This is a genomic window from Pseudomonas sp. DWP2-2 (assembly GCF_049897065.1).
In the GTDB taxonomy this organism is placed as follows: domain Bacteria; phylum Pseudomonadota; class Gammaproteobacteria; order Pseudomonadales; family Pseudomonadaceae; genus Aquipseudomonas; species Aquipseudomonas paracarnis.
In genome coordinates this window covers 1-20154 of the sequence record NZ_JAFCVN010000005.1, presented here as the reverse complement: position 1 = coordinate 20154, position 20154 = coordinate 1, and the positions used below count along the sequence as shown (strand labels likewise).

18 protein-coding genes are annotated in these 20154 nt (G+C 60.4%); 10 read left to right on the top strand and 8 right to left on the bottom strand.

The window, feature by feature from the left end; genetic code table 11:
* Positions 1-186: 186 nt before the first annotated feature.
* The 4 genes from ACP7CZ_RS12775 to ACP7CZ_RS12760 all read right to left on the bottom strand — a co-directional run bounded on the left by ACP7CZ_RS12775 (position 187) and on the right by ACP7CZ_RS12760 (position 3806).
* Positions 187-678: a thioesterase family protein gene (locus ACP7CZ_RS12775; RefSeq protein ID WP_054922373.1), complete on the bottom strand. Its 492-nt coding sequence runs from the start codon at positions 676-678 to the stop codon at positions 187-189.
* A gap of 101 nt (positions 679-779) precedes the next feature.
* Positions 780-1745 carry an L-carnitine dehydrogenase gene (locus ACP7CZ_RS12770; protein WP_089041455.1) on the bottom strand — a complete coding sequence of 322 codons (966 nt, stop codon included), beginning with the start codon at positions 1743-1745 and terminating at the stop codon, positions 780-782.
* A 142-nt stretch (positions 1746-1887) separates the two neighbouring features.
* On the bottom strand, positions 1888-2775 hold the full coding sequence (locus ACP7CZ_RS12765; RefSeq protein WP_034128888.1) for a 3-keto-5-aminohexanoate cleavage protein: 888 nt from the start codon (positions 2773-2775) through the stop codon (positions 1888-1890).
* A gap of 86 nt (positions 2776-2861) precedes the next feature.
* A complete protein-coding gene (locus tag ACP7CZ_RS12760; RefSeq protein ID WP_054922376.1) occupies positions 2862-3806 on the bottom strand; it encodes a choline ABC transporter substrate-binding protein in 945 nt (314 codons plus the stop codon).
* A 194-nt stretch (positions 3807-4000) separates the two neighbouring features.
* On the opposite strand from ACP7CZ_RS12760, the gene ACP7CZ_RS12755 reads away from it, so the two are divergent.
* From ACP7CZ_RS12755 to ACP7CZ_RS12745, 3 genes are all read left to right on the top strand, one after another.
* Positions 4001-4945 (top strand): GlxA family transcriptional regulator, encoded by a 945-nt coding sequence (locus ACP7CZ_RS12755; protein ID WP_054898194.1) that lies wholly within the window; start codon positions 4001-4003, stop codon positions 4943-4945.
* Between the two features lie 68 nt (positions 4946-5013).
* Positions 5014-6198 carry an AAA family ATPase gene (locus tag ACP7CZ_RS12750; protein ID WP_294138220.1) on the top strand — a complete coding sequence of 395 codons (1185 nt, stop codon included), beginning with the start codon at positions 5014-5016 and terminating at the stop codon, positions 6196-6198.
* Between the two features lie 189 nt (positions 6199-6387).
* A complete protein-coding gene (locus tag ACP7CZ_RS12745; RefSeq protein WP_072445575.1) occupies positions 6388-6816 on the top strand; it encodes a hypothetical protein in 429 nt (142 codons plus the stop codon).
* A gap of 7 nt (positions 6817-6823) precedes the next feature.
* Here the strand turns inward: ACP7CZ_RS12745 and ACP7CZ_RS12740 are convergent, their stop codons facing one another.
* The 3 genes from ACP7CZ_RS12740 to ACP7CZ_RS12730 all read right to left on the bottom strand — a co-directional run bounded on the left by ACP7CZ_RS12740 (position 6824) and on the right by ACP7CZ_RS12730 (position 8354).
* Positions 6824-7240, bottom strand: coding sequence for a DUF3010 family protein (locus ACP7CZ_RS12740; RefSeq protein WP_034128883.1), 417 nt, complete (start codon positions 7238-7240; stop codon positions 6824-6826).
* A complete protein-coding gene (locus ACP7CZ_RS12735; protein ID WP_060763971.1) occupies positions 7237-7878 on the bottom strand; it encodes a hypothetical protein in 642 nt (213 codons plus the stop codon). The genes ACP7CZ_RS12740 and ACP7CZ_RS12735 overlap by 4 nt, the downstream gene beginning before the upstream one ends.
* Positions 7879-7952: 74 nt before the next feature.
* A complete protein-coding gene (locus ACP7CZ_RS12730) occupies positions 7953-8354 on the bottom strand; it encodes a lysozyme inhibitor LprI family protein (RefSeq protein WP_014720247.1) in 402 nt (133 codons plus the stop codon).
* 218 nt (positions 8355-8572) lie between these two features.
* Between ACP7CZ_RS12730 and ACP7CZ_RS12725 the strand changes: the two genes are divergently transcribed.
* The 6 genes from ACP7CZ_RS12725 (at position 8573) to ACP7CZ_RS12700 (ending at position 16317) form a co-directional block, all read left to right on the top strand.
* Entirely contained in the window at positions 8573-9550 is a 978-nt protein-coding gene (locus tag ACP7CZ_RS12725) for a dipeptidase (protein ID WP_032879065.1), read from the top strand.
* Positions 9551-9628: 78 nt separating this feature from the next.
* Positions 9629-10159 carry a 4-vinyl reductase gene (locus ACP7CZ_RS12720; RefSeq protein ID WP_294138238.1) on the top strand — a complete coding sequence of 177 codons (531 nt, stop codon included), beginning with the start codon at positions 9629-9631 and terminating at the stop codon, positions 10157-10159.
* A gap of 15 nt (positions 10160-10174) precedes the next feature.
* Positions 10175-12235 carry a dimethylglycine demethylation protein DgcA gene (gene dgcA, locus ACP7CZ_RS12715; protein ID WP_003194876.1) on the top strand — a complete coding sequence of 687 codons (2061 nt, stop codon included), beginning with the start codon at positions 10175-10177 and terminating at the stop codon, positions 12233-12235.
* 137 nt (positions 12236-12372) lie between these two features.
* Entirely contained in the window at positions 12373-14316 is a 1944-nt protein-coding gene (gene dgcB / locus ACP7CZ_RS12710; protein ID WP_294138242.1) for a dimethylglycine demethylation protein DgcB, read from the top strand.
* Positions 14316-15536, top strand: a complete 1221-nt coding sequence (locus tag ACP7CZ_RS12705; protein WP_054898202.1) for an electron transfer flavoprotein subunit alpha/FixB family protein — start codon at positions 14316-14318, stop codon at positions 15534-15536. The genes dgcB and ACP7CZ_RS12705 overlap by 1 nt, the downstream gene beginning before the upstream one ends.
* 10 nt (positions 15537-15546) lie before the next feature.
* Positions 15547-16317 carry an electron transfer flavoprotein subunit beta gene (locus tag ACP7CZ_RS12700; protein WP_054898204.1) on the top strand — a complete coding sequence of 257 codons (771 nt, stop codon included), beginning with the start codon at positions 15547-15549 and terminating at the stop codon, positions 16315-16317.
* An 848-nt stretch (positions 16318-17165) separates the two neighbouring features.
* On the opposite strand, the gene gbcA is transcribed toward ACP7CZ_RS12700, so the two are convergent.
* Entirely contained in the window at positions 17166-18461 is a 1296-nt protein-coding gene (gbcA, locus tag ACP7CZ_RS12695; RefSeq protein ID WP_057702201.1) for a glycine-betaine demethylase subunit GbcA, read from the bottom strand.
* Between the two features lie 282 nt (positions 18462-18743).
* Here gbcA and gbcB point away from each other — a divergent pair, with 282 nt between their 5' ends.
* A complete protein-coding gene (gbcB, locus tag ACP7CZ_RS12690; RefSeq protein ID WP_014720237.1) occupies positions 18744-19844 on the top strand; it encodes a glycine-betaine demethylase subunit GbcB in 1101 nt (366 codons plus the stop codon).
* Positions 19845-20154 lie beyond the last annotated feature (310 nt).

Sequence of the window (20154 nt, the reverse complement as noted above, 5' to 3'; positions counted from 1 at the left end):
TTCTGGTAGGCCCTTGCTGGGTGGGCAAGAGCAGAATCGAGCGATGGCTTGGATGGCTATGAACAGGTCGTTTTCGGGTCACTTGGCAATACGGTTAATAGGCACACTGAACCCAGGCACGCAGCTTGACGGTTTGGTCACCCTCCAGATGCACAGCTCACACAAGGCCCCTCTGCCCCGATCCAGTCACGGCTGGCTCGGGGCTTTTTTTGCCGGTAAACCGATGACACGGCCAAGCAGGGCAGGCCTTGGCAGCTCGGCCTGGGCAGCGCCGATCGCGGCAAGCCGTTGCAGCGTGGCCTCGGTGAACAGCGTGGCCTGCGGCCCGGCCAGGTCGACGTGCAACAGCATCTGTTCATTGCCGGCCAGTTCCTCGTCGTCTCCCACCCGGTGCAGGCTGTGATAAAGGTGCAGGCGCTTGGCGTCATGGGCGATCAGTTGGGTATGCACCTCAACCTCGGCCCCGAGCTTGACCTCATGCAGGTAGTTCAGGTGCAGCTCCAGGGTGAACAGCGAGTGGCCACTGGCTTCGCGGTTTTCGCTGTCCAGCCCCAGCGCGTCCATCAGCGCATCGGTGGCGTAGCTGAAGATCAGCAGATAGAACGCGTCACGCAGATGGCCGTTGTAGTCGACCCAGTCGGGCAGGATTTTCGTGGTGTAGGTGGTCAGTGCGGGCATGGCATGAATCCAATTCAGTGTGCGGTCAAATGTGCTGGCCGGCCTGCGATAGCAATGGTGAGGCCAACACCGCCATCGCAGGCAAGCCAGCTCCCACAGGGTTATTCGGCGAAGTTCATGCCGTGCTTGGCCTTGGTTGTTTTTACGGCTTCCAGCACCGCCAGCAGGCAGTCATCACGATAGCGCTCCAGCGCCGAGATGCTGTGGTTACCCAACTGCTCAGCGGTGCCATCGACCACATCATCAATCAGCTTTTCAGTCAATTCAGGCGCCGGTAGATAAGTCCACGGCAGCTGCAACGCCGGGCCGAACTGTGCCATGAAGTGGCGCATGCCGGCATCGCCGCCCGCCAGTGTGTAAGTGAGGAAAGTGCCCATGAACGACCAGCGCAACCCGGCACCAAAACGAATGGCGTCGTCGATTTCGCCGGTGGTCGCCACCCCGTCATTGACCAGGTGCAGCGCCTCACGCCACAGCGCTTCCAGTAGGCGGTCGGCAATAAACCCCGGCACTTCCTTGCGCACATGCAAAGGACGCATGCCCAGGGATTCATACACCGAGATCGCCGCCTGGATTGCCTCTGGCGCGGTGTTTTTGCCGCCCACCACTTCTACCAGTGGCAACAGGTAGACCGGGTTGAAGGGGTGGCCGACCACGCAGCGTTCCGGGTGGGTAGAGCTTTCATAGAATTCGCTGGGCAATAGCCCTGAGGTGCTGGAGCCGATCAATGCGTTCGGCTTGGCCGCGGCGCTGATCTGGCGGTGCAATTGCAGCTTCAGCTCCAGGCGTTCCGGGGCGCTTTCCTGGATGAAGTCGGCGTCTTTTACGCAGTCTTCGATGGTAGTGACAAAGCGCAGGCGGTCCTGGGAGGCACCTGCCGCCAGGCCCTGTTGTTCAAGGGCGGGCCAGGCGTTGGCGACGCGTTTGCGCAAGGCCGCCTCGGCGCCGGGCGCGGGGTCCCAGGCCACCACATCCAGACCATGGGCAAGGGCACGGGACACCCAGCCGCTGCCGATGACACCGCTGCCCAACGCGGCGAAGGTTTTGATTTCGGTGATAAAGCGCATGGCATATTCCTAAAGTGTTCGATGATCCTTTGTGGGAGCCGGGCTTGCCCGCGATGGCGGCATTGCAGGCTACAAAGATGTGGCAGATTTACTGGCCTCATCGCGGGCAAGCCCGGCTCCCACAGGAGTGGTGGTGTCTGTGTTAGCCGCGTTGGGTCAGGCCCATCTTGATGCGGCCTTCGGCTGGGGTCAGGACCCTCGCGCCTAACCGGCTGAGAATTTCACTGGCGCGCTCCACCAACTGCCCATTGGTGGCGAGCACGCCTTTGTCCAGCCACAGGTTGTCTTCCAGGCCCACCCGTACGTTGCCGCCCAGCAGCACCGCCTGCGCGGCCATTGGCATTTGCATGCGGCCAATGCCGAAGCCGGCCCACACCGCGTCGGCGGGCAGGTTATCGACCATGGCTTTCATGGTGGTGGTGTCGGCCGGTGCCCCCCAGGGAATGCCCAGGCACAGTTGGAACAGCGGGTTATCCAGCAGCCCTTCCTTGATCATCTGCTTGGCGAACCACAGGTGGCCGGTGTCGAAAATTTCCAGCTCGGCCTTTACGCCCAGTTCCTGGATACGTTTGGCGCCGGCACGCAGCTGCGCCGGGGTGGACACGTAAATGGTGTCGCCATCGCCGAAGTTCAGCGTGCCGCAGTCCAGGGTGCAGATTTCCGGCAGCAGTTCTTCGACGTGGGCCAGGCGGGTCAGCGGGCCCACCAGGTCGGTATTGGGCCCGAACTCCATGGGATTCTCGCCGCCACCGATCTCCAGGTCGCCACCCATGCCGGCGGTGAGGTTGACGATGATGTCGATGTCGGCCTCGCGGATGCGCTCCATCACTTCGCGGTACAGCGCGACGTCGCGACTGAACTTGCCGGTCTCGGGGTCGCGTACGTGGCAATGCACGACCGTGGCGCCGGCCTTGGCGGCCTCCACGGCAGCGGCGGCGATTTGCTTGGGAGTGACCGGCACGTGGGGGCTTCTGGCGGTCGTGTCGCCAGCACCGGTGAGTGCGCAGGTGATGATGACGTCGTGGTTCATGGGGCGGTTCCTTACAGGCGGGTGATTTCAAGGCGCAGGGCGCCGTTCGCAACTTTCAGGGGTTGCGAAGCGGTGATCTGGATGGGTTATTTCGTGGTCAATTGCAGGTTGGCGGCAGCCGGTTTGCCGTCGAAGGTGGTGACACCCTCCAGCCAGCGCGCCTGGTCTTGCGGGTGATCCTTGAGCCACTGCTTGGCGGATTCGATGGCATCCTTGTGGTCCAGCAGCGGTTGCATCATGCGGCTTTCGTCGGCGGCGGTGAACGTCAGGTTGGTCAGCAGCTTATGCACGTTGGGGCACTGCTCGGCGTAGGCCGGCGCGGTCACGGTCCACACGGTGGCCATGCCTTCGTTCGGGCCCAGGGCGTCTTCGCTGCCGGTGAGGTAAGTCATCGCCACATTGACGTTCATCGGGTGCGGTGCCCAACCAAAGAACACCACGGCTTCCTTGCGGCGCACGGCACGGTCTACGGCCGCCAACATGCCGGCTTCGCTGGACTCCACCAACTGGAACTTGCCCAGGCCGAACTGGTTGTTGGCGATCATCGCCTTGATCTGCGTATTGGCCCCCGAGCCCGGCTCGATGCCATAAATCTTGCCGCCCAGCTCTTTCTCGAACCTGGCAATGTCGGCAAAGGTTTTCAGGCCCTTGTCGGCCAGATAAGTCGGCACCGCCAGGGTGGCGCGGGCGTCTTCCAGGCTGGGTTTTTCGAGGACCTTGACTTGCTTGGCGTCGACGAACGGCGTGATGGTCTGGGTCATCAGCGGGTTCCAGTAACCCAGAAACAGGTCCAGGCGCTGGTCGCGGATGCCGGCAAAGATGATTTGCTGCGAGGCGCTGGTTTGTTTGGTCTTGTAGCCGAGGCCATCGAGCAGCACCTGGGCCATGGCGCTGGTGGCGATGACGTCGGTCCAGTTGACCACGCCCATGCGTACGTTCTGGCATGAAGCGGCATCCGCTGCCAGGGCGTTAGTGCTCAAAATGGCGCTGGCGCTGAGTGCAAGTACGCAGCGGCTGATCAGTCGGTTCATGGGTGGAGCCCTCGGCAGTCGTTATTGTGGGAGCCGGCGTCTTTGTGCGCCGTGGGATCACGTTACGCAGCTTGGCGCCCCGCAAAGCGCACGGCGGCGACCCACTCTTGCACTGCAGCGACCTGGGCTCTTGAATGGCCGGTTGAACTGGCGTATCACAGTGAGCACGCTGCCCGTACGACGAGAGCGCCACCATGTCCCAGGATGTCTATTTCTTGCTGATGCCGGGGTTCTCGGCCCTCGGTTTTATCTCCGCGCTGGAACCGTTACGCGTGGCCAATCGCTTTCGCGGCGAGCTGTACCGCTGGCACATCTTGAGTGCCGATGGCGGCGCGGTACTGGCGAGCAACGGCATGTCGGTCAACGCCGATGCCGCGCTGGAACCGTTGAAAAAAGGCGCTACCTTACTGGTGGTGGCCGGCTTCGAACCCCTGCAGTTCGCCACGCCCGCCCTGGAGCATTGGCTGCGCCGCCTCGACCATGAGGGTGTGACCCTCGGTGCCATCGACACCGGCGCCTGCGTGCTGGCCGAGGCGGGCCTGCTTGACGGCCACCGCCTGACCTTGCACTGGGAAGCCATCGACGCCTTCAAGGAGGCCTATCCGCACCTGAGCGTGACCCAGGAACTGTTCGAAATCGACCGGCGCCGCATCACCTGTGCCGGCGGCACCGCGTCCATCGACTTGATGCTCGATCTCATCGCTCAGGCCCACGGCCCGGAGCTGGCGATCCAGGTTTCCGAGCAATTCGTACTTGGCCGCATCCGCCCCCGCAAGGACCACCAGCGCATGCAGATCGCCACGCGCTACGGCATCAATAACAAGAAACTGGTGCACGTGATCGGCGAAATGGAACAGCACACCGAACCGCCCCTGAGCACCTTGGCCCTGGCCGAAACGATCAAGGTCACCCGACGCCAACTGGAGCGGCTGTTTCGCCTGCACCTGAACGATACGCCGAGCAATTTCTACCTGGGCCTGCGCCTGGAAAAAGCCCGCAAACTGCTGCGCCAGAGCGACATGAGCGTACTGGAAGTGAGTATTGCGTGCGGGTTTGAGTCACCGTCGTATTTCACCAGGAGCTATCGCGCAAGGTTTGCCAAATGCCCGCGGGAGGATCGGCGGCGGGAGGTGGTTTGACGGACAATTATAGTCAATTATACTCCTCGCTATAATTTATAGTCCTTTCCATAATTGAGTATAAAACCATGTCCAAGCACAGCGGCTTTGTGTTTCGCCGCCCCACCCTGGCAAGCAGTATTGCCGATGGCCTGGTGGGGGCCGGTATTCAGGATTTCACCTCCGGCCTGTTTCTCGCGGCGCCCCGACGCACGGGCAAAAGCACTTTTTTGCGCGAAGACCTGATTCCGGAATGTCAGCTGCGGGGCTGGCTGGCGGTGTATGTCGACCTGTGGGCCGACAAGGAAAAAGACCCCGCCGAGCTGATCGCAGGTGCCATTGCGGGGGCGTTGGTGCCGTTTGAAAAGGGCATTCGCAAACTGGCAAAGAGCATTGGCATCGAGAAACTAAGCTTTCTGCGTACGCTTTCCTGGGACTTTACCAAGCCACGATTGCCGGTCGGTGCGACGCTGACCCAAGCGTTGGAATTGCTCCATAGGGCTGCAGAAAAACCCGTTGTACTGGTGATTGACGAAGCACAGCACGCATTAACCACCGAGTCAGGTATCAATGCGATGTTCGCGTTGAAGGCTGCCCGGGATCAGCTCAACCAAGGCCGTGACGAGGAGGGCAGCGGTTTGCGCCTGGTGTTTACCGGCTCCAATCGCGACAAACTCGCCCATTTGGTATTGGGTAAAAGCCAGCCATTCTTCGGTTCCAGCATCACGCCGTTTCCGCTGCTGGGCAAAGCGTTCACCCAGGCCTACACCGTGCACCTCAACGCGCACCTGGCCAAGAACAACCAATTCAACGCGGCTGACATTGATGAGGCGTTTGAGCTGGTAGGTCGGCGTCCCGAGATGTTGCGCACGATCATCGGTGAAGTCGCATTGGAGCTGGGCGAGGCGAGCAATCTTGGCCAACTGCTGCACAGTCGCGCAGAACTGCTGCGCGCGGGTGTATGGACCGAGTTCGAAAGCGCCTGGAACGCCCTGACCATCCCGCAGCGTGCGGTGTTGCAGGTGATGGTGGTGCGTTCGCAAAGCAATGAGCCATTTGCGCCGTTTACCGACAGCACGATTACCGCAGTCAGCAAGGCATTGGAGGTTATGCGCAGCGATGTGGTGCCCGGGACCCAGACCATTCAGGCCTGTATCGATGCCCTGCGCGACAAGGAATTGGTATGGAAGTCGAGCCGGGGAGGGTATGCCCTGGAAGACAAGTCGTTCGGGGATTGGCTGCTGTACAAAACCCGCATACCGACTAACGAGTGAAACCCGATGTAGCGCAGTTTATAAGGGAATCATGGAAGGTGTAGGAAGTTTCTTTTTTTTCATCGCTAACGGAGACTTATAGCCAAGGACTGCTAACGTCCTATGGGTCTTAGAAGTGGCTCTTGACCAAATGCTTTTGAAATGAAGCACGCAGGCCAGGAAGTCACTACTTAACCAGAAGAGGTTGGCATGCTTAGAAAACTAGTTACTGTCATCGCGTTCGCGACCACCCCGGCGTGGGCAGCCCAGGCGTCTGCACCTTTCACCGGAGCCGACTACAGCGGGCGCTATGAATGTACCGGCCAGGATAAACATATAGGCAGCTATAAGGGTGTTGTTGATATGGCACTCGACGCCAAGCAAAGTACTGGCAAGTACGCCGCCTACACCTTCACCTTGACCTTGGAAGACAAGTCCCGTTATGACGGAATGGCCGCCGGGACTTCGGACGCGCTGGGCGTTTATTTTGCTCACACCGACCCTGTCTTGAAAGACTTCGGCGTGGGGGTCGCACAAATGACGTCAACCCCGGAGGGCAAAGTGTCTTTCGTTAAGTACTACTACACGCCTGAATACGAAGGCGGTGGTCACGGCTTGGAACACTGCGTCAAAAGCTGATGGGTAATTACTTTTTCATCAGGGTTGAGCAGGCTGTTTTATAAGCTTCATGCTGATACTTGTTCAACGTCGTCGGCAGATCAAAGCTGTGCTTCTTGTTTTGCGCATTGATGGTCTGCGGCGACAGCAGCGTCACCTCCACCCCATCCAGCAACTGAAACACCCCTTCGATCTTGAACGTCGTCGGGCCACCGGCGAACTCGCCTTTTTTACTGCGTTTCTTGATGGCAATGCGCGTGATGCCGTTGGCTTGAACGAACGCCTTCACCTGGGCGGCGAAAGCTTTTACGTTGGCCGCTTCGTCGTCATCGTCGAGGGCGATTTTCTTGGTGGCCAGGGCGACGTGGGTCAGCGCCTGGTTGTCCAGGGAGGCGACGGCGATGATGGCTTCGCTGCCTTTGATTTCGATGCCGCAGATGGTCATGAGCGGGTCCTTTGCGAGGGAGAGGCTTCAGGAAAGGGCTTATTGAAATGCAATTCAAAGAGCTGCTCTATTGTCTTGCTCATTGGTTGAAGTTGGGAAATTTCTATCTTAAGTTTCAATAAGCTTGCTTCTTTGATTTTAATATCTAGCTCATTCAGTACTTCGCCGGGCTTTTGTATTTTCTGAAACCAGCGGCTAAAACCTATCACCGTGCACAGTGACGTGAGCGTCGCGTACAGACCTATGAAAATATAAAACTCTTTTTCGTGGACGAGCAGATAGTCCATGAACGTGTCGAGGTTATCTTTCTCTCGTTCTTTGTATGTAGAAAGTTTTCTTTCTTGTATAACGAGGCTGTTCTTCAGGAAGGTGACGTCGTTGTTGAATGAATCCGGCAGATCTGCGATTTTATGCAGTTCCGGTGTGCCTTTCTCAAGCGCTTCAATGCGTTTGGTGAAGTCGTTTACCATTTGCTCCGTTTGCGAATGGTGGCTTTCCTCGCGTGTTTCTTTTTGGAATCTGTAGTCCAGATAAGAAAAAATAGACACCAGTGTCAGCGCACCTGCAATTAGCCATAAACCAAATACAGCAAGCAACTTATAAATATTGTCGGTGGGTGGGGATGGAAGCCATTGCATGCCGAAAATTCCTTAAATCAGCGTCAGGTAGCGAAAAGCGACAGTGGGACGCTTCTATTGTAGGAATATAGTTACTATTCTTGGCCAATCGACTCCAGAAACTCCGACCGCTCATCACTCATGCGCGCCAGGCAGTCGTTGTGCGCAATCGCATAGGCCTTGGTGCCGGTCACTGCCGGGAAGGTGTCCACTGCACAATCGGCGTCGCGCAGTTTTTCCCACTTCTGCTGCGCATCCTTCAGACGGGCGGTAATGTCCGCCAGTTTGGTCTTGTCGCTGCCGTAGGTCGAACCCATGCGCTCCAGCAACCCCTGATAGTTATCTTTGAGCAATTGCTCGGCGGTGGTCTTGTTGTAGGTGGCGCATTCCAAGGTTTGCTGGTCGTTCTCGATACCGTCGCACGGCGTGCTGTCGGTGTCTTCGGCCGCGTGGGCGGTGGTTGCGATGAGTGCCAAAGCCAGGAAAATCGATTTCATTGCGCCGTCTCATATCACGTGATGCGCAATTCTGGCTCAAGCGTAAGACAAAGAACAGCCGACCGTGGGGCCTGTCTTCGCAGGCTTTGTCGCGGATTGACGCTTTCGGCAATTCCCCTGTCGTTTTTGCACCCGGCTCCGTCGGTCCCTGGGCATATGCTGGCCCCAAAGCGCCGGCAGACGATTCGGCGCATGAATCGCCAATAAGGGGACGCCTGATGAGCCCAGCCGAGTTGCACGCCGACAGCATCGTTATCGACGGTCTGATTATTGCCAAGTGGAACCGCGACCTGTTCGAAGACATGCGCAAAGGTGGCCTCACCGCCGCCAACTGCACGGTGTCGGTGTGGGAAGGCTTCCAGGCCACGATCAATAACATTGTCGCCAGCCAGACCCTGATCCGTGAGAACAGCGACCTGGTGATCCCGGTGAAAACCACCGCCGACATCCGCCGCGCCAAGGAGCAGGGCAAGACCGGCATCATCTTCGGCTTCCAGAATGCCCATGCCTTTGAGGACCAGCTCGGCTATGTCGAGATCTTCAAGCAGCTCGGCGTGGGGGTGGTGCAGATGTGCTACAACACCCAGAACCTGGTGGGCACCGGCTGCTACGAGCGTGATGGCGGCCTGTCGGGTTTCGGGCGTGAGATCGTCGCCGAGATGAACCGCGTCGGCATTATGTGCGACCTGTCCCACGTGGGCTCCAAGACCAGCGAAGAGGTCATCCTCGAATCGAAAAAGCCGGTGTGCTACTCCCACTGCCTACCGTCCGGGCTTAAAGAGCACCCGCGCAACAAGTCCGATGAAGAGCTGAAGTTCATCGCCGACCATGGCGGTTTTGTCGGCGTGACCATGTTTGCGCCGTTCCTGGCCAAGGGCATCGACTCGACCATCGACGACTACGCCGAAGCCATCGAATACACCATGAACATCGTCGGCGAAGACGCCATCGGCATCGGCACCGACTTCACCCAGGGCCATGGTCAGGATTTCTTCGAAATGCTCACCCATGACAAGGGCTACGCCCGCCGCCTGACCAGCTTCGGCAAGATCATCAACCCGCTGGGCATCCGCACCGTGGGTGAGTTCCCCAACCTCACCGAGACCCTGCTCAAGCGCGGCCACAGCGAGCGCGTGGTGCGCAAGATCATGGGCGAGAACTGGGTCAACGTGCTCAAGGACGTCTGGGGCGAATAAGCCACTGCTCGCTTAATCCTTCACCCGCCGCCATCCGCGCGGCGGGCATCAAAACGAATTTTCTGGAGTTGAGTTTCCATGGCCAAGATCGCCCCGCAATTGCCAATTGAAGTCGACAGCGAAACCGGTGTCTGGACCTCCGACGCCCTGCCGATGCTGTACGTGCCGCGTCATTTCTTCGTCAACAACCACATGGGTATCGAAGAAGTACTGGGGGCCGACGCCTACGCCGAGATCCTCTACAAGGCCGGCTACAAATCCGCCTGGCACTGGTGTGAAAAAGAAGCTGAATGCCACGGCCTGGAAGGCGTCGCGGTGTTCGAGCACTACATGAAGCGCCTGTCGCAACGCGGCTGGGGCCTGTTCAAGATCCAGGACATCGACCTCGATAAAGGCACCGCCAGCGTCAGGCTTGAGCATTCAGCTTTTGTGTATGTCTACGGCAAGGTCGGACGCAAAGTGGACTACATGTTCACCGGCTGGTTTGCCGGCGCCATGGACCAGATCCTTCAAGCGCGTGGCAGCAAGATCCGCACTGTCGCCGAACAAGTCTACGGAGGCTCCGAAGAGGGCCACGATGATGGTTTGTTCACCGTCAAACCGTTGTAAGCCGAGGACCGTGCCATGGCTTTCGAAGCAATGTTCCAGCCGATCCAGATCGGCAAACTGACCATCCGCAACCGGGTGCTCAGCACTGCGCATGCCGAGGTGTATGCCACCGACGGCGGCATGACCACCGACCGCTATGTGAAGTACTACGAAGAGAAAGCCAAGGGCGGTATTGGCCTGGCGATCTGCGGTGGCTCCTCCGTGGTGGCCATCGACAGCCCGCAGGAATGGTGGGCGTCGGTGAACCTGTCCACCGACCGCATCATCCCGCACTTCCAGAATCTGGCCGATGCCATGCACAAGCATGGCGCCAAGATCATGATCCAGATTACCCACATGGGCCGGCGCTCGCGTTGGGACGGCTTCAACTGGCCGACCCTGATGTCGCCGTCCGGCGTGCGTGAGCCGGTGCACCGTGCCACCTGCAAGACCATCGAGCCAGAAGAAATCTGGCGTGTGATCGGCAACTACGCCCAGGCTGCGCGTCGGGCCAAGGCCGGTGGCCTGGACGGGGTGGAATTGTCGGCCGTGCACCAGCACATGATCGACCAGTTCTGGAGCCCGCGGGTCAACAAGCGTACCGACGAGTGGGGCGGCAGCTTCGAGGGCCGCATGAAGTTCGGCCTGGAAGTGTTGAAGGCCGTGCGTGCCGAAGTGGGGGATGACTTCTGTGTGGGCATGCGCCTGTGCGGTGACGAATTCCACCCGGACGGCTTGTCCCACGAGGACATGAAGCAAATCGCCAAGTACTACGATGACACCGGCATGCTCGATTTCATCGGCGTGGTGGGCTCGGGTTGCGACACCCACAACACCCTGGCCAACGTCATCCCGAACATGAGCTACCCGCCGGAGCCGTTCCTGCACCTGGCGGCCGGCATCAAGGAAGTGGTCAAGGTTCCGGTGCTGCACGCGCAGAACATCAAGGACCCGAACCAGGCCACGCGCATTCTGGAAGGCGGCTATGTGGACATGGTCGGCATGACCCGTGCGCACATCGCCGACCCGCACCTGATCGCCAAGATCAAGATGGGCCAGATCGACCAGATCAAGCAGTGCGTGGGCGCCAACTACTGCATCGACCGCCAGTACCAGGGCCTGGATGTGTTGTGCATCCAGAACGCTGCGACCTCCCGTGAATACATGGGCGTGCCGCACATCATCGAGAAGTCCACCGGGCCCAAGCGCAAGGTGGTTGTGGTGGGGGCCGGCCCGGCCGGGATGGAAGCCGCGCGCGTGGCGGCTGAACGTGGCCACGACGTGACGCTGTTCGAGAAAAAGGAGTTTATCGGCGGGCAAATCACCACGGCATCGAAAGCGCCGCAGCGTGACCAGATCGCCGGTATCACCCGTTGGTATCAACTGGAGCTGGCGCGTTTGAAAGTCGACCTGCGCCTGGGTGTTGCAGCCGATGCCGAGACCATCCTGGACGTGCGTCCGGACGTGGTGGTGCTGGCGGTGGGCGGGCACCCGTTCATCGAGCAGAACGAACACTGGGGCGCCGCCGAAGGCTTGGTAGTGAGCAGTTGGGACGTGCTCGACGGCAAGGTGCTGCCTGGCAAGAACGTGCTGGTGTACGACACCATCTGTGAATTCACCGGGATGTCGGTGGCCGACTTCCTGGCCGACAAAGGCAGCCAGGTGGAGATCGTCACCGACGACATCAAGCCAGGCGTGGCAATCGGCGGTACGTCGTTCCCCACGTACTACCGCAGCATGTACCCCAAGGAAGTGATCATGACCGGCGACATGATGCTGGAAAAGGTCTACCGCGAGGGCGACAAGCTGGTGGCCGTGCTGGAGAACGAATACACCGGCGCCAAAGAGGAGCGGGTGGTCGACCAGGTCGTGGTGGAGAACGGCGTGCGTCCGGACGAGGCCATTTACTACGGGCTCAAGGAAGGTTCGCGCAACAAGGGCCAGATCGACGTTGAAGCGCTGTTTGCGATCAAGCCGCAGCCATGCCTGAGCGAGGCGGGCGAGGGGTACTTGCTGTTCCGCATTGGTGACTGTGTGGCCCAGCGCAATACCCACGCCGCCATCTATGACGCCCTGCGCTTGTGCAAGGATTTCTGACGCACCTGATCGTTCCCACGCTCTGCGTGGGAATGCCGCCCTGGACGCTCCGCGTCTGCTTTTAAGGTCGTGACGCAGAGCGTCACAGGATGCATGCCCACGCAGAGCGTGGGAACGATCTTAGTGGGAGCTTCACCATGCTGAATACCCTTCTTCCCATCCTGCTTTTTGCCGCCCTGGGCCTCGCCGTCCTCGGCGCCTTGCGCCGGGTGAACATGTGGCGCCGTGGCCGCTCATCCAAAGTCGACCTGCTGGGTGGCCTCTTGGCCATGCCCAAGCGTTACATGGTCGACCTGCACCACGTGGTCGCCCGTGACAAATACATCGCCAACACCCACGTAGCGACGGCGCTGGGCTTTGTGCTGTCGGCGCTGCTGGCGATTGTGGTGCACGGTTTCGGCCTGCAGAGCCGCATTCTTGGTTATGCCCTGCTGCTGGCGTCGACATTGATGTTTGTCGGCGCGATCTTCATGTACCTGCGCCGCCGCAATCCGCCTGCCCGCCTGTCCAAAGGCCCGTGGATGCGCCTGCCGAAAAGCCTGATGGCCTTCTCGGTGAGCTTCTTCCTGGTGACCTTGCCGGTGGCCGGGATTCTGCCCGTCGACTTCGGCGGCTGGCTGCTCGCGGCATTGCTGAGCGTGGGCGTGTTGTGGGGCGTGTCCGAAATGTTCTTCGGCATGACCTGGGGTGGGCCGATGAAACACGCGTTTGCCGGAGCCCTGCACCTGGCCTGGCACCGTCGCGCCGAACGCTTTGGCGGTGGCCGCTCCACCGGTTTGAAACCCTTGGACCTGAGCGATAAAACCGCGCCACTGGGCGTGGAAAAACCCAAGGACTTCACCTGGAACCAACTGCTCGGCTTCGACGCCTGCGTGCAGTGCGGCAAGTGCGAAGCGGCGTGCCCGGCGTTTGCCGCCGGCCAGCCACTGAACCCGAAAAAACTCATCCAGGACATGGTGGTCGGTTTGGCCGGTGGCACCGATGCCAAGTTCGCCGGCAGCCCGTACCCCGGCAAACCGGTGGGCGAACACGGCGGCAACCCGCACCAGCCGATCGTCAACGGCCTGGTGGACGCCGAGACCCTGTGGTCGTGCACCACCTGCCGCGCCTGCGTGGAAGAGTGCCCGATGATGATCGAGCACGTGGACGCCATTGTCGACATGCGTCGCCACCTCACCCTGGAGAAAGGCGCCACGCCGAACAAGGGCGCTGAAGTCCTGGAAAACCTGATCGCTACCGACAACCCCGGCGGGTTTGCCCCCGGTGGGCGCCTGAACTGGGCGGCAGACCTGAACCTGCCGTTGCTCAGCGACAAAGGCAGTTGCGATGTGCTGTTCTGGGTCGGCGATGGCGCCTTCGACATGCGTAACCAGCGTACCCTGCGCGCTTTCGTCAAAGTGCTCAAGGCCGCCAAGGTCGATTTCGCCGTGCTCGGCCTGGAAGAACGCGACAGCGGTGACGTGGCGCGGCGCCTCGGTGACGAAGCGACATTCCAGTTGCTGGCCACGCGCAATATCCAGACCCTGGCCAAGTACAGCTTCAAGCGCATCGTCACCTGCGATCCGCACAGCTTCCATGTGCTGAAAAACGAATACGGCGCCTTCAACGGCAACTACCGCGTGCAGCACCACAGCACCTTCATGGCCGAGCTGATCGGCGAGGGCGCGCTGAATCTGGGCCAGCACAAAGGCAACAGCGTGACCTACCATGACCCTTGCTACCTGGGCCGCTACAACGGTGAATACGAGGCGCCGCGCCAAGTGCTAAAGGCGTTGGGTATCGAGGTCAAGGAAATGCAACGCTCGGGCTTCCGTTCACGCTGCTGCGGTGGCGGTGGCGGTGCGCCGATCACCGACATCCCCGGCAAGCAACGTATCCCCGATATGCGCATGGACGACATCCGCGAGACCGGCGCCGAACTGGTGGCCGTGGGTTGCCCGCAATGCACGGCGATGCTTGAAGGCGTGGTCGAACCGCGCCCGTTGATCAAGGACATCGCCGAACTGGTAGCCGACGCGTTGCTTGAAGACGCCGCGCCGGCCAAAGCCCCCGTCAAGCGTGAACCTGCGGAGGTGCACTAATGAGCGATATTATCCGCCGCGACCCCCGGGCCGAATGGATCGCCCGTAACCGCCTGCACCCGTTGCACGCGGCGATGCAGCCGGTGCAACACAGCTGGATGGGGCCCAACGGCATCATTCGCAAAAACGTGCATGGTGTCGGTTTTATCGGGCCCAACGGCATCAAGCGTATCGACCGCAGCGGTGCCCAGCAGGGCGGCGCGGCCAAGCGCACCGCGGCAGTGGAAGTGCAATTGCCGCTGCATCAAGTGCCGACCCCGGCGTTCTACATCAACGTGGTGCCGGACATGGTCGGTGGCCGCCTGAGCAGCCACGACCGTGACCTGCTTGGCCTGGCGCGCCAACTGGCCGGCAATGACGGCGCGGTGTTGGCGGTGGTGTTCGGTGAACACAAGGAAAGCGCGTTTGCCACGGCCGGCGTCGACCGTCTGCTGGTGCTGGAGGGGCATGAGTTCGAGGGTTATGCACCGGAGCAACGCGTGCAGGGCCTGCGCGCTGTGGATAACCAATTCAGCCCGCGGCACTGGTTGCTGCCAGACAGCCGCAGCGGTGGTGGTGAGCTGGGGCGACGCTTTGCCGCCAGCCTCAAGGAACGCCCGGCGACGCGGGTGTGGCAGATCAAGGGCGAGGAATGCATCGGCCGTGCCGGTGCCGGCCAGGAAGACCTGGCGCGGCCGTTGCCCCGTCTGATCCTCGCTGCCGCCGAATGTGCCGATCCGGTCAGCGAGACCCGCCACGAAGTCTTGCCCGTGGAGTTATCCACAAGCCTGGCGCGCAGTTTGCCTCGTATCGAAGACCTCGGCGCGGTGGCGGTCGATCCGGCAGCGATTCCGATGGCCGAGGCAGAGTTCATTTTCTCCGGTGGCAACGGCGTGAAGGATTGGGCGCTGTTCCACCAGACCGCCGCGGCCCTGGGCGCTACTGAAGGCGCCTCGCGGGTGGCAGTGGACGATGGCTTCATGGCGCGTGATCGCCAGGTCGGCGCCAGCGGCACCTGGGTGACTGCGCGGGTGTACGTGGCGGTGGGCATTTCCGGGGCGATCCAGCACCTGCAAGGCATCGGTGCCTGCGACAAGGTGGTGGCGATCAACCTCGACCCAGGGTGCGACATGATCAAGCGTGCCGACCTGTCGGTGATCGGCGAAAGCGCCGCGATACTGCACGCCTTGATCGCGGCGGTCGAGACCTACCGCAACGGCGCCAAGCGCGATGCAGCCTGAGGATATGACCATGACTAACACTGTATTCAGCCTGGTGTCCATCGGTGCTCACCCCACCTCCGGGCGTCCACGCCGCGCCGAGCAGGATGCGCGCGCGGTTGAGCTGGGGCTGCAACTGGCTGGGGATAAGTTGCAGGTGCTGCACGCTGGTGATGTCAGCGAGCCGACCCTGCGCAGCTACCTGGGCATGGGCCTGCCGCAACTGCAGGTACTGGAACAACCGGCCGGCTCGGATGCCTTGCCGGTGCTCAGTGAGTATCTGCGCGACGCCGGTGCTCAGGTGGTACTGACCGGGAGCCAGGCAGAAACCGGCGAAGGTTCGGGAATGCTGCCGTTCCTCTTGGCCGAGCAACTGGGCTGGCCGCTGATTGTGGGGCTGGCCCAGGTGGAGTCCATCGACGCCGGCGTAGCCCTGGTGCTGCAGGCGCTGCCTCGCGGCCAGCGACGGCGCTTGAAGGTGCGCCTGCCGTTTCTCGCCACTGTGGATAACGCCGCGCCCAAGCCACGTCAGAGCGCCTACGGCCCGGCGCAACGGGGTGAACTGGCCGCCCATGACGTTGAGATTGAACACGACGAGTTATTCACAGGCGCACTGTTGCAACCGGCCAAGCCACGGCCAAAGCGCCTCAAGGTGATCAAGGCCAAGAGTGGTGCCGACCGTATGAAGGCCGCAACGGCCAAGTCCAGTGGCGGCGGTGGGCAGGTGCTCAAGGGCGTGAGCGCTGAAGAGGGCGCGCAAGCGATTCTCAAGCTTCTGGTAGAAGAGGGCGTCGTACGCTGAACCCTGACCACCACCAAACCTTGTGGTAGCTGGCTTGCCTGCGATAGCGGTAGGTCAGCAACCCATGCATCCGTTGACGTATTGCAATCGCGGGCAAGCCCGCTTCCACATTTTCCTGCTTTATCTTGGGCTTACCCACAATGCCTGTTGATCCGCCTGTGGATAACCTGTTCGCGGGTGTCCACAAGCCCGGCATATCAAGCTCTGCAGCCCTCTGTACGAAAAACAACCAGCCTAACTCGCGGTTTTTGCTCGGGTTTTCACCGGGTTGAGGCCTCGACTTGCCCCCAAAGTCTGTTGGCGCTTTTGTGGATAAGATGTTCGCTATCCGCTACAAGCCTTATAAAACGTGGCTTTCGAGGGGTTGGTCAATAATTGATCAAATCTCACATATTCGCCGTTTAAACGGCTGGATATCCCCGATTCATGAGGGTTTCAAGGGCTTTTCCACAACTCGAACAAAGTTGCCCCCGAATTCTGTTGGCGCATCTGTGGATAAGGTGTTCGCTTACCGCTGCAAGCCACGCCAAACAAGGCTCTTGGAGGTTTGGTCAATAAATGAACAGCTCAAGATAAAACCCGCAAGTTTAAATAAGTCACGGATTTTCTTGATTTAATTTGTGAGCACGGCGCACTTGCCCACAATTGCTGTGGGTGGCTTTGTGGATAAGTTGTTGGGGAAAGGCTGGAGGGCAGGGTGGTAAAGGGCTGCATCGGAACTGATCGAATTTTGAACAGTTAACCTGCCCAAATGTGGGAGCTGGCTTGCCTGCGATAGCGGTCTGTCAGCCAATACAGGCTTTGACAGACACAATGCCATCGCGGGCAAGCCCGCTCCCACACAAGCGTTATTCGTGAGCAGCTACGCCTTTGAGATAAGGCGCTGGCGCCGCGCCCAGGTTGTTGAGCATCCGCTCGCTGTACCAATCCACAAAATTCACCACGCCAAACTCATAGGTCTTGGAGTAAGGGCCTGGCTGGTAGGCGGTGGAGTTGATGCCGCGCTGGTTCTCTTCGGCCAGGCGGCGATCCTGGTCGTTGGTGGCATCCCACACCTGGCGCATGCGCTCCACGTCGTAGTCCACGCCTTCCACCGCGTCCTTATGCACGATCCACTTGGTGGTGACCATGGTTTCCTGGGCGCTGATCGGCCACACGGTGAACACAATGATGTGGTCGCCCATGCAGTGGTTCCAGGAGTGCGGCAGGTGCAGGATGCGCATCGAACCCAGGTCCGGGTTCTTGATGCGGCCCATCAGTTTGGCGCAGCCCTGCTTGCCGTCCAGGGTCATCGACACAGTGCCCTTGAGCAGTGGCATGCGCACGATGCGGTTACGCAGGCCGAAGCTGGCGTGGGCGTAAGGGATTTTTTCGGCATCCCAAGCGGCGGCGGACGCGGCTACGTGATCCTTGAACGCCTGGTCGGCGCGCGGGTCGGTAACGTCGTCCCACTCCAGCAGGGTTTTCAGCAGTTCCGGGTGCGAGGCGTTGCAGTGGTAGCACTCGCGGTTGTTTTCCAGCACCAGCTTCCAGTTGGCTTTTTCGAACAAGGTGGTCTGGATCGCCACCTTGGTGTTCTCCATGTCGTAGGGCTCCATGTAATGGCTGAGCGTGGACAGGAAGTCATCGATGGCCGGTGGGTTTTCGGCCAGGCTGATAAAGATGTAGCCGCCAGCGGTCTTCACGTTCACTGGTTTGAGGCCGTACTGCTTCATGTCGAAATCGGCGCCCATCTCGGTGCCGGCGAACAGCAGGCGGCCGTCCAGCTCGTAGGTCCACTGGTGGTAGTGGCACACCAATTTGGCAACCTTGCCCTTGTCGCTGGTGCACAAGCGCGAGCCACGGTGGCGGCAGACGTTGTGGAACGCATGCACCACGCCGTCGGCACCCCGGATCACGATGATTGGGTTCTTGCCCACTTGCAGGGTCAGGTAGTTGCCCTTGGTGGGGATTTCGCAGGTCATGCCGGCGATCAACCACTCTTTCTGGAAGATCTCCTGCATGTCGATATCAAACAACCGCTCATCAGAGTAGAACGGCTGCGGCAGCGAAAAAGTGCGCTCGCGCTCTTGCAGCATTTGCGCGGTGGCCTTGCGTGCGGGTTCCAGCGGATCGCCCAAGCTTAAGGTTGCGGTGACGTCCATCGTGTGTGTCCTCATGGCCATTCTGTGTGGCCGGCGAATAGTGGCTACGGTTGGTGCTGTGCAAGGCGTAAAGAACGCGTCTTTGTTGGGAGCGAGTGTGGGCCCGGCGTAACGTCGAACCTTATCCATGGGCGACATGGCCCAATCTGATCCCGACGCGCAAGCCCCTGTCTTTGGGGGCTGGTCGCCGTAAGTATGTGAATGTCGCAGATAGGTAAATGGGTGGTTCTCGCGTTACGCAGAATCGCCACCACAAGGCCGACGTCGGCGGTGGAGAACAACATGTCCAATAATTTCCTGAATCCGGTAACCACCCAGACCTGGGCCAATGGTCGGCACATCGTCCGCTGCGTCAAAGTCATCCAGGAAACCTGGGATGTGCGCACCTTCTGCTTCATGGCCGATCAGCCGATCCTGTTCTTTTTCAAGCCAGGGCAATTCGTCACCCTGGAGCTGGAAATCGAAGGCCAGCCGATCATGCGTTCGTACACGATTTCCAGCTCACCGTCGGTGCCTTACAGCTTTTCGGTGACCATCAAGCGTGTGCCGGGCGGCCGTGTCTCCAATTGGCTGCACGACACTTTGCACGAAGGCCAGGAGCTGGCGGTGCACGGGCCGGTCGGGCTGTTCAATGCCATCGACTTCCCGAGCCCGAAAGTGCTTTACCTCAGCGGCGGCGTTGGGATCACGCCGGTGATGTCCATGGCGCGCTGGTTCTACGACACCAATGCGAACGTCGACATGACCTTTATCCACAGCGCCCGCTCGCCCAAGGACATCATCTATCACCGCGAGCTGGAGCACATGGCGTCGCGGATCGACAACTTCAGCCTGCACCTGATTTGCGAAAAACACGGCCTAGGCGAGCCTTGGGCCGGGTATCGCGGCTATCTGAATCACAAGATGCTGGAGCTGATGGTGCCGGACTTCCTGGAGCGCGAAGTGTTCTGCTGCGGCCCTACGCCGTACATGAACGCGGTGAAGCGTTTGCTGGAAGTTGCCGGTTTCGACATGACGCGTTATCACGAAGAATCCTTTGGCGCGACACCGCCCGAAGCCCGTGCCGATGCGGTGGAGCAGGCCGAGCAAGCGGCGGATGCGCCGGAGATCGACCTGGCAGACCTGCATCAAGTGGAATTTATCGCGTCCGGCAAGAGCATTCGCGTGGCGCCGGGGGAAACGGTGCATGCTGCGGCGGCCAAGCTCGGCCTGCTGATCCCCAAGGCCTGCGGCATGGGCATCTGCGGTACGTGCAAGGTCATGAAGCTGGGCGGCGAAGTAGAGATGGAGCACAACGGCGGGATTACCGAAGAGGACGAAGCCGAAGGCTATATCCTGTCGTGCTGCAGTGTGCCGAAGGGTGATGTACGCATCGAGTTCTGATCTGCTCGTTCCCACGCTCTGCGTGGTAACGCCTCCCAGGACGCTCCGCGTCCCGTCGCAACTGAAGGGTGACGCGGAGCGTCCTGGGCTGCATTCCCACGCGGAGCGCGGGAACGATCTTTCCGGCAGCAGGCACATGCTCGTTCCCACGCGCTGCGTGGTAACGCCTCCCAGGACGCTCCGCGTCCCGCCGCAGTTGAGGGGTGACGCGGAGCGTCACGGGCTGCATTCCCACGCGGAGCGCGGGAACGATCTTTCCGGCAGCAGGCACATGCTCGTTCCCACGCTCTGCGTGGTAACGCCTCCCAGG

Bases quoted from the DNA above. Each gene is read 5' to 3' on its own strand.
- ACP7CZ_RS12775 (WP_054922373.1), bottom strand. From the start codon at position 678: ATGCCCGCACTGACCACCTACACCACGAAAATCCTGCCCGACTGGGTC.
- ACP7CZ_RS12770 (WP_089041455.1), bottom strand. From the start codon at position 1,745: ATGCGCTTTATCACCGAAATCAAAACCTTCGCCGCGTTGGGCAGCGGT.
- ACP7CZ_RS12765 (WP_034128888.1), bottom strand. From the start codon at position 2,775: ATGAACCACGACGTCATCATCACCTGCGCACTCACCGGTGCTGGCGAC.
- ACP7CZ_RS12760 (WP_054922376.1), bottom strand. From the start codon at position 3,806: ATGAACCGACTGATCAGCCGCTGCGTACTTGCACTCAGCGCCAGCGCC.
- ACP7CZ_RS12755 (WP_054898194.1), top strand. From the start codon at position 4,001: ATGTCCCAGGATGTCTATTTCTTGCTGATGCCGGGGTTCTCGGCCCTC.
- ACP7CZ_RS12750 (WP_294138220.1), top strand. From the start codon at position 5,014: ATGTCCAAGCACAGCGGCTTTGTGTTTCGCCGCCCCACCCTGGCAAGC.
- ACP7CZ_RS12745 (WP_072445575.1), top strand. From the start codon at position 6,388: ATGCTTAGAAAACTAGTTACTGTCATCGCGTTCGCGACCACCCCGGCG.
- ACP7CZ_RS12740 (WP_034128883.1), bottom strand. From the start codon at position 7,240: ATGACCATCTGCGGCATCGAAATCAAAGGCAGCGAAGCCATCATCGCC.
- ACP7CZ_RS12735 (WP_060763971.1), bottom strand. From the start codon at position 7,878: ATGCAATGGCTTCCATCCCCACCCACCGACAATATTTATAAGTTGCTT.
- ACP7CZ_RS12730 (WP_014720247.1), bottom strand. From the start codon at position 8,354: ATGAAATCGATTTTCCTGGCTTTGGCACTCATCGCAACCACCGCCCAC.
- ACP7CZ_RS12725 (WP_032879065.1), top strand. From the start codon at position 8,573: ATGAGCCCAGCCGAGTTGCACGCCGACAGCATCGTTATCGACGGTCTG.
- ACP7CZ_RS12720 (WP_294138238.1), top strand. From the start codon at position 9,629: ATGGCCAAGATCGCCCCGCAATTGCCAATTGAAGTCGACAGCGAAACC.
- dgcA (WP_003194876.1), top strand. From the start codon at position 10,175: ATGGCTTTCGAAGCAATGTTCCAGCCGATCCAGATCGGCAAACTGACC.
- dgcB (WP_294138242.1), top strand. From the start codon at position 12,373: ATGCTGAATACCCTTCTTCCCATCCTGCTTTTTGCCGCCCTGGGCCTC.
- ACP7CZ_RS12705 (WP_054898202.1), top strand. From the start codon at position 14,316: ATGAGCGATATTATCCGCCGCGACCCCCGGGCCGAATGGATCGCCCGT.
- ACP7CZ_RS12700 (WP_054898204.1), top strand. From the start codon at position 15,547: ATGACTAACACTGTATTCAGCCTGGTGTCCATCGGTGCTCACCCCACC.
- gbcA (WP_057702201.1), bottom strand. From the start codon at position 18,461: ATGGACGTCACCGCAACCTTAAGCTTGGGCGATCCGCTGGAACCCGCA.
- gbcB (WP_014720237.1), top strand. From the start codon at position 18,744: ATGTCCAATAATTTCCTGAATCCGGTAACCACCCAGACCTGGGCCAAT.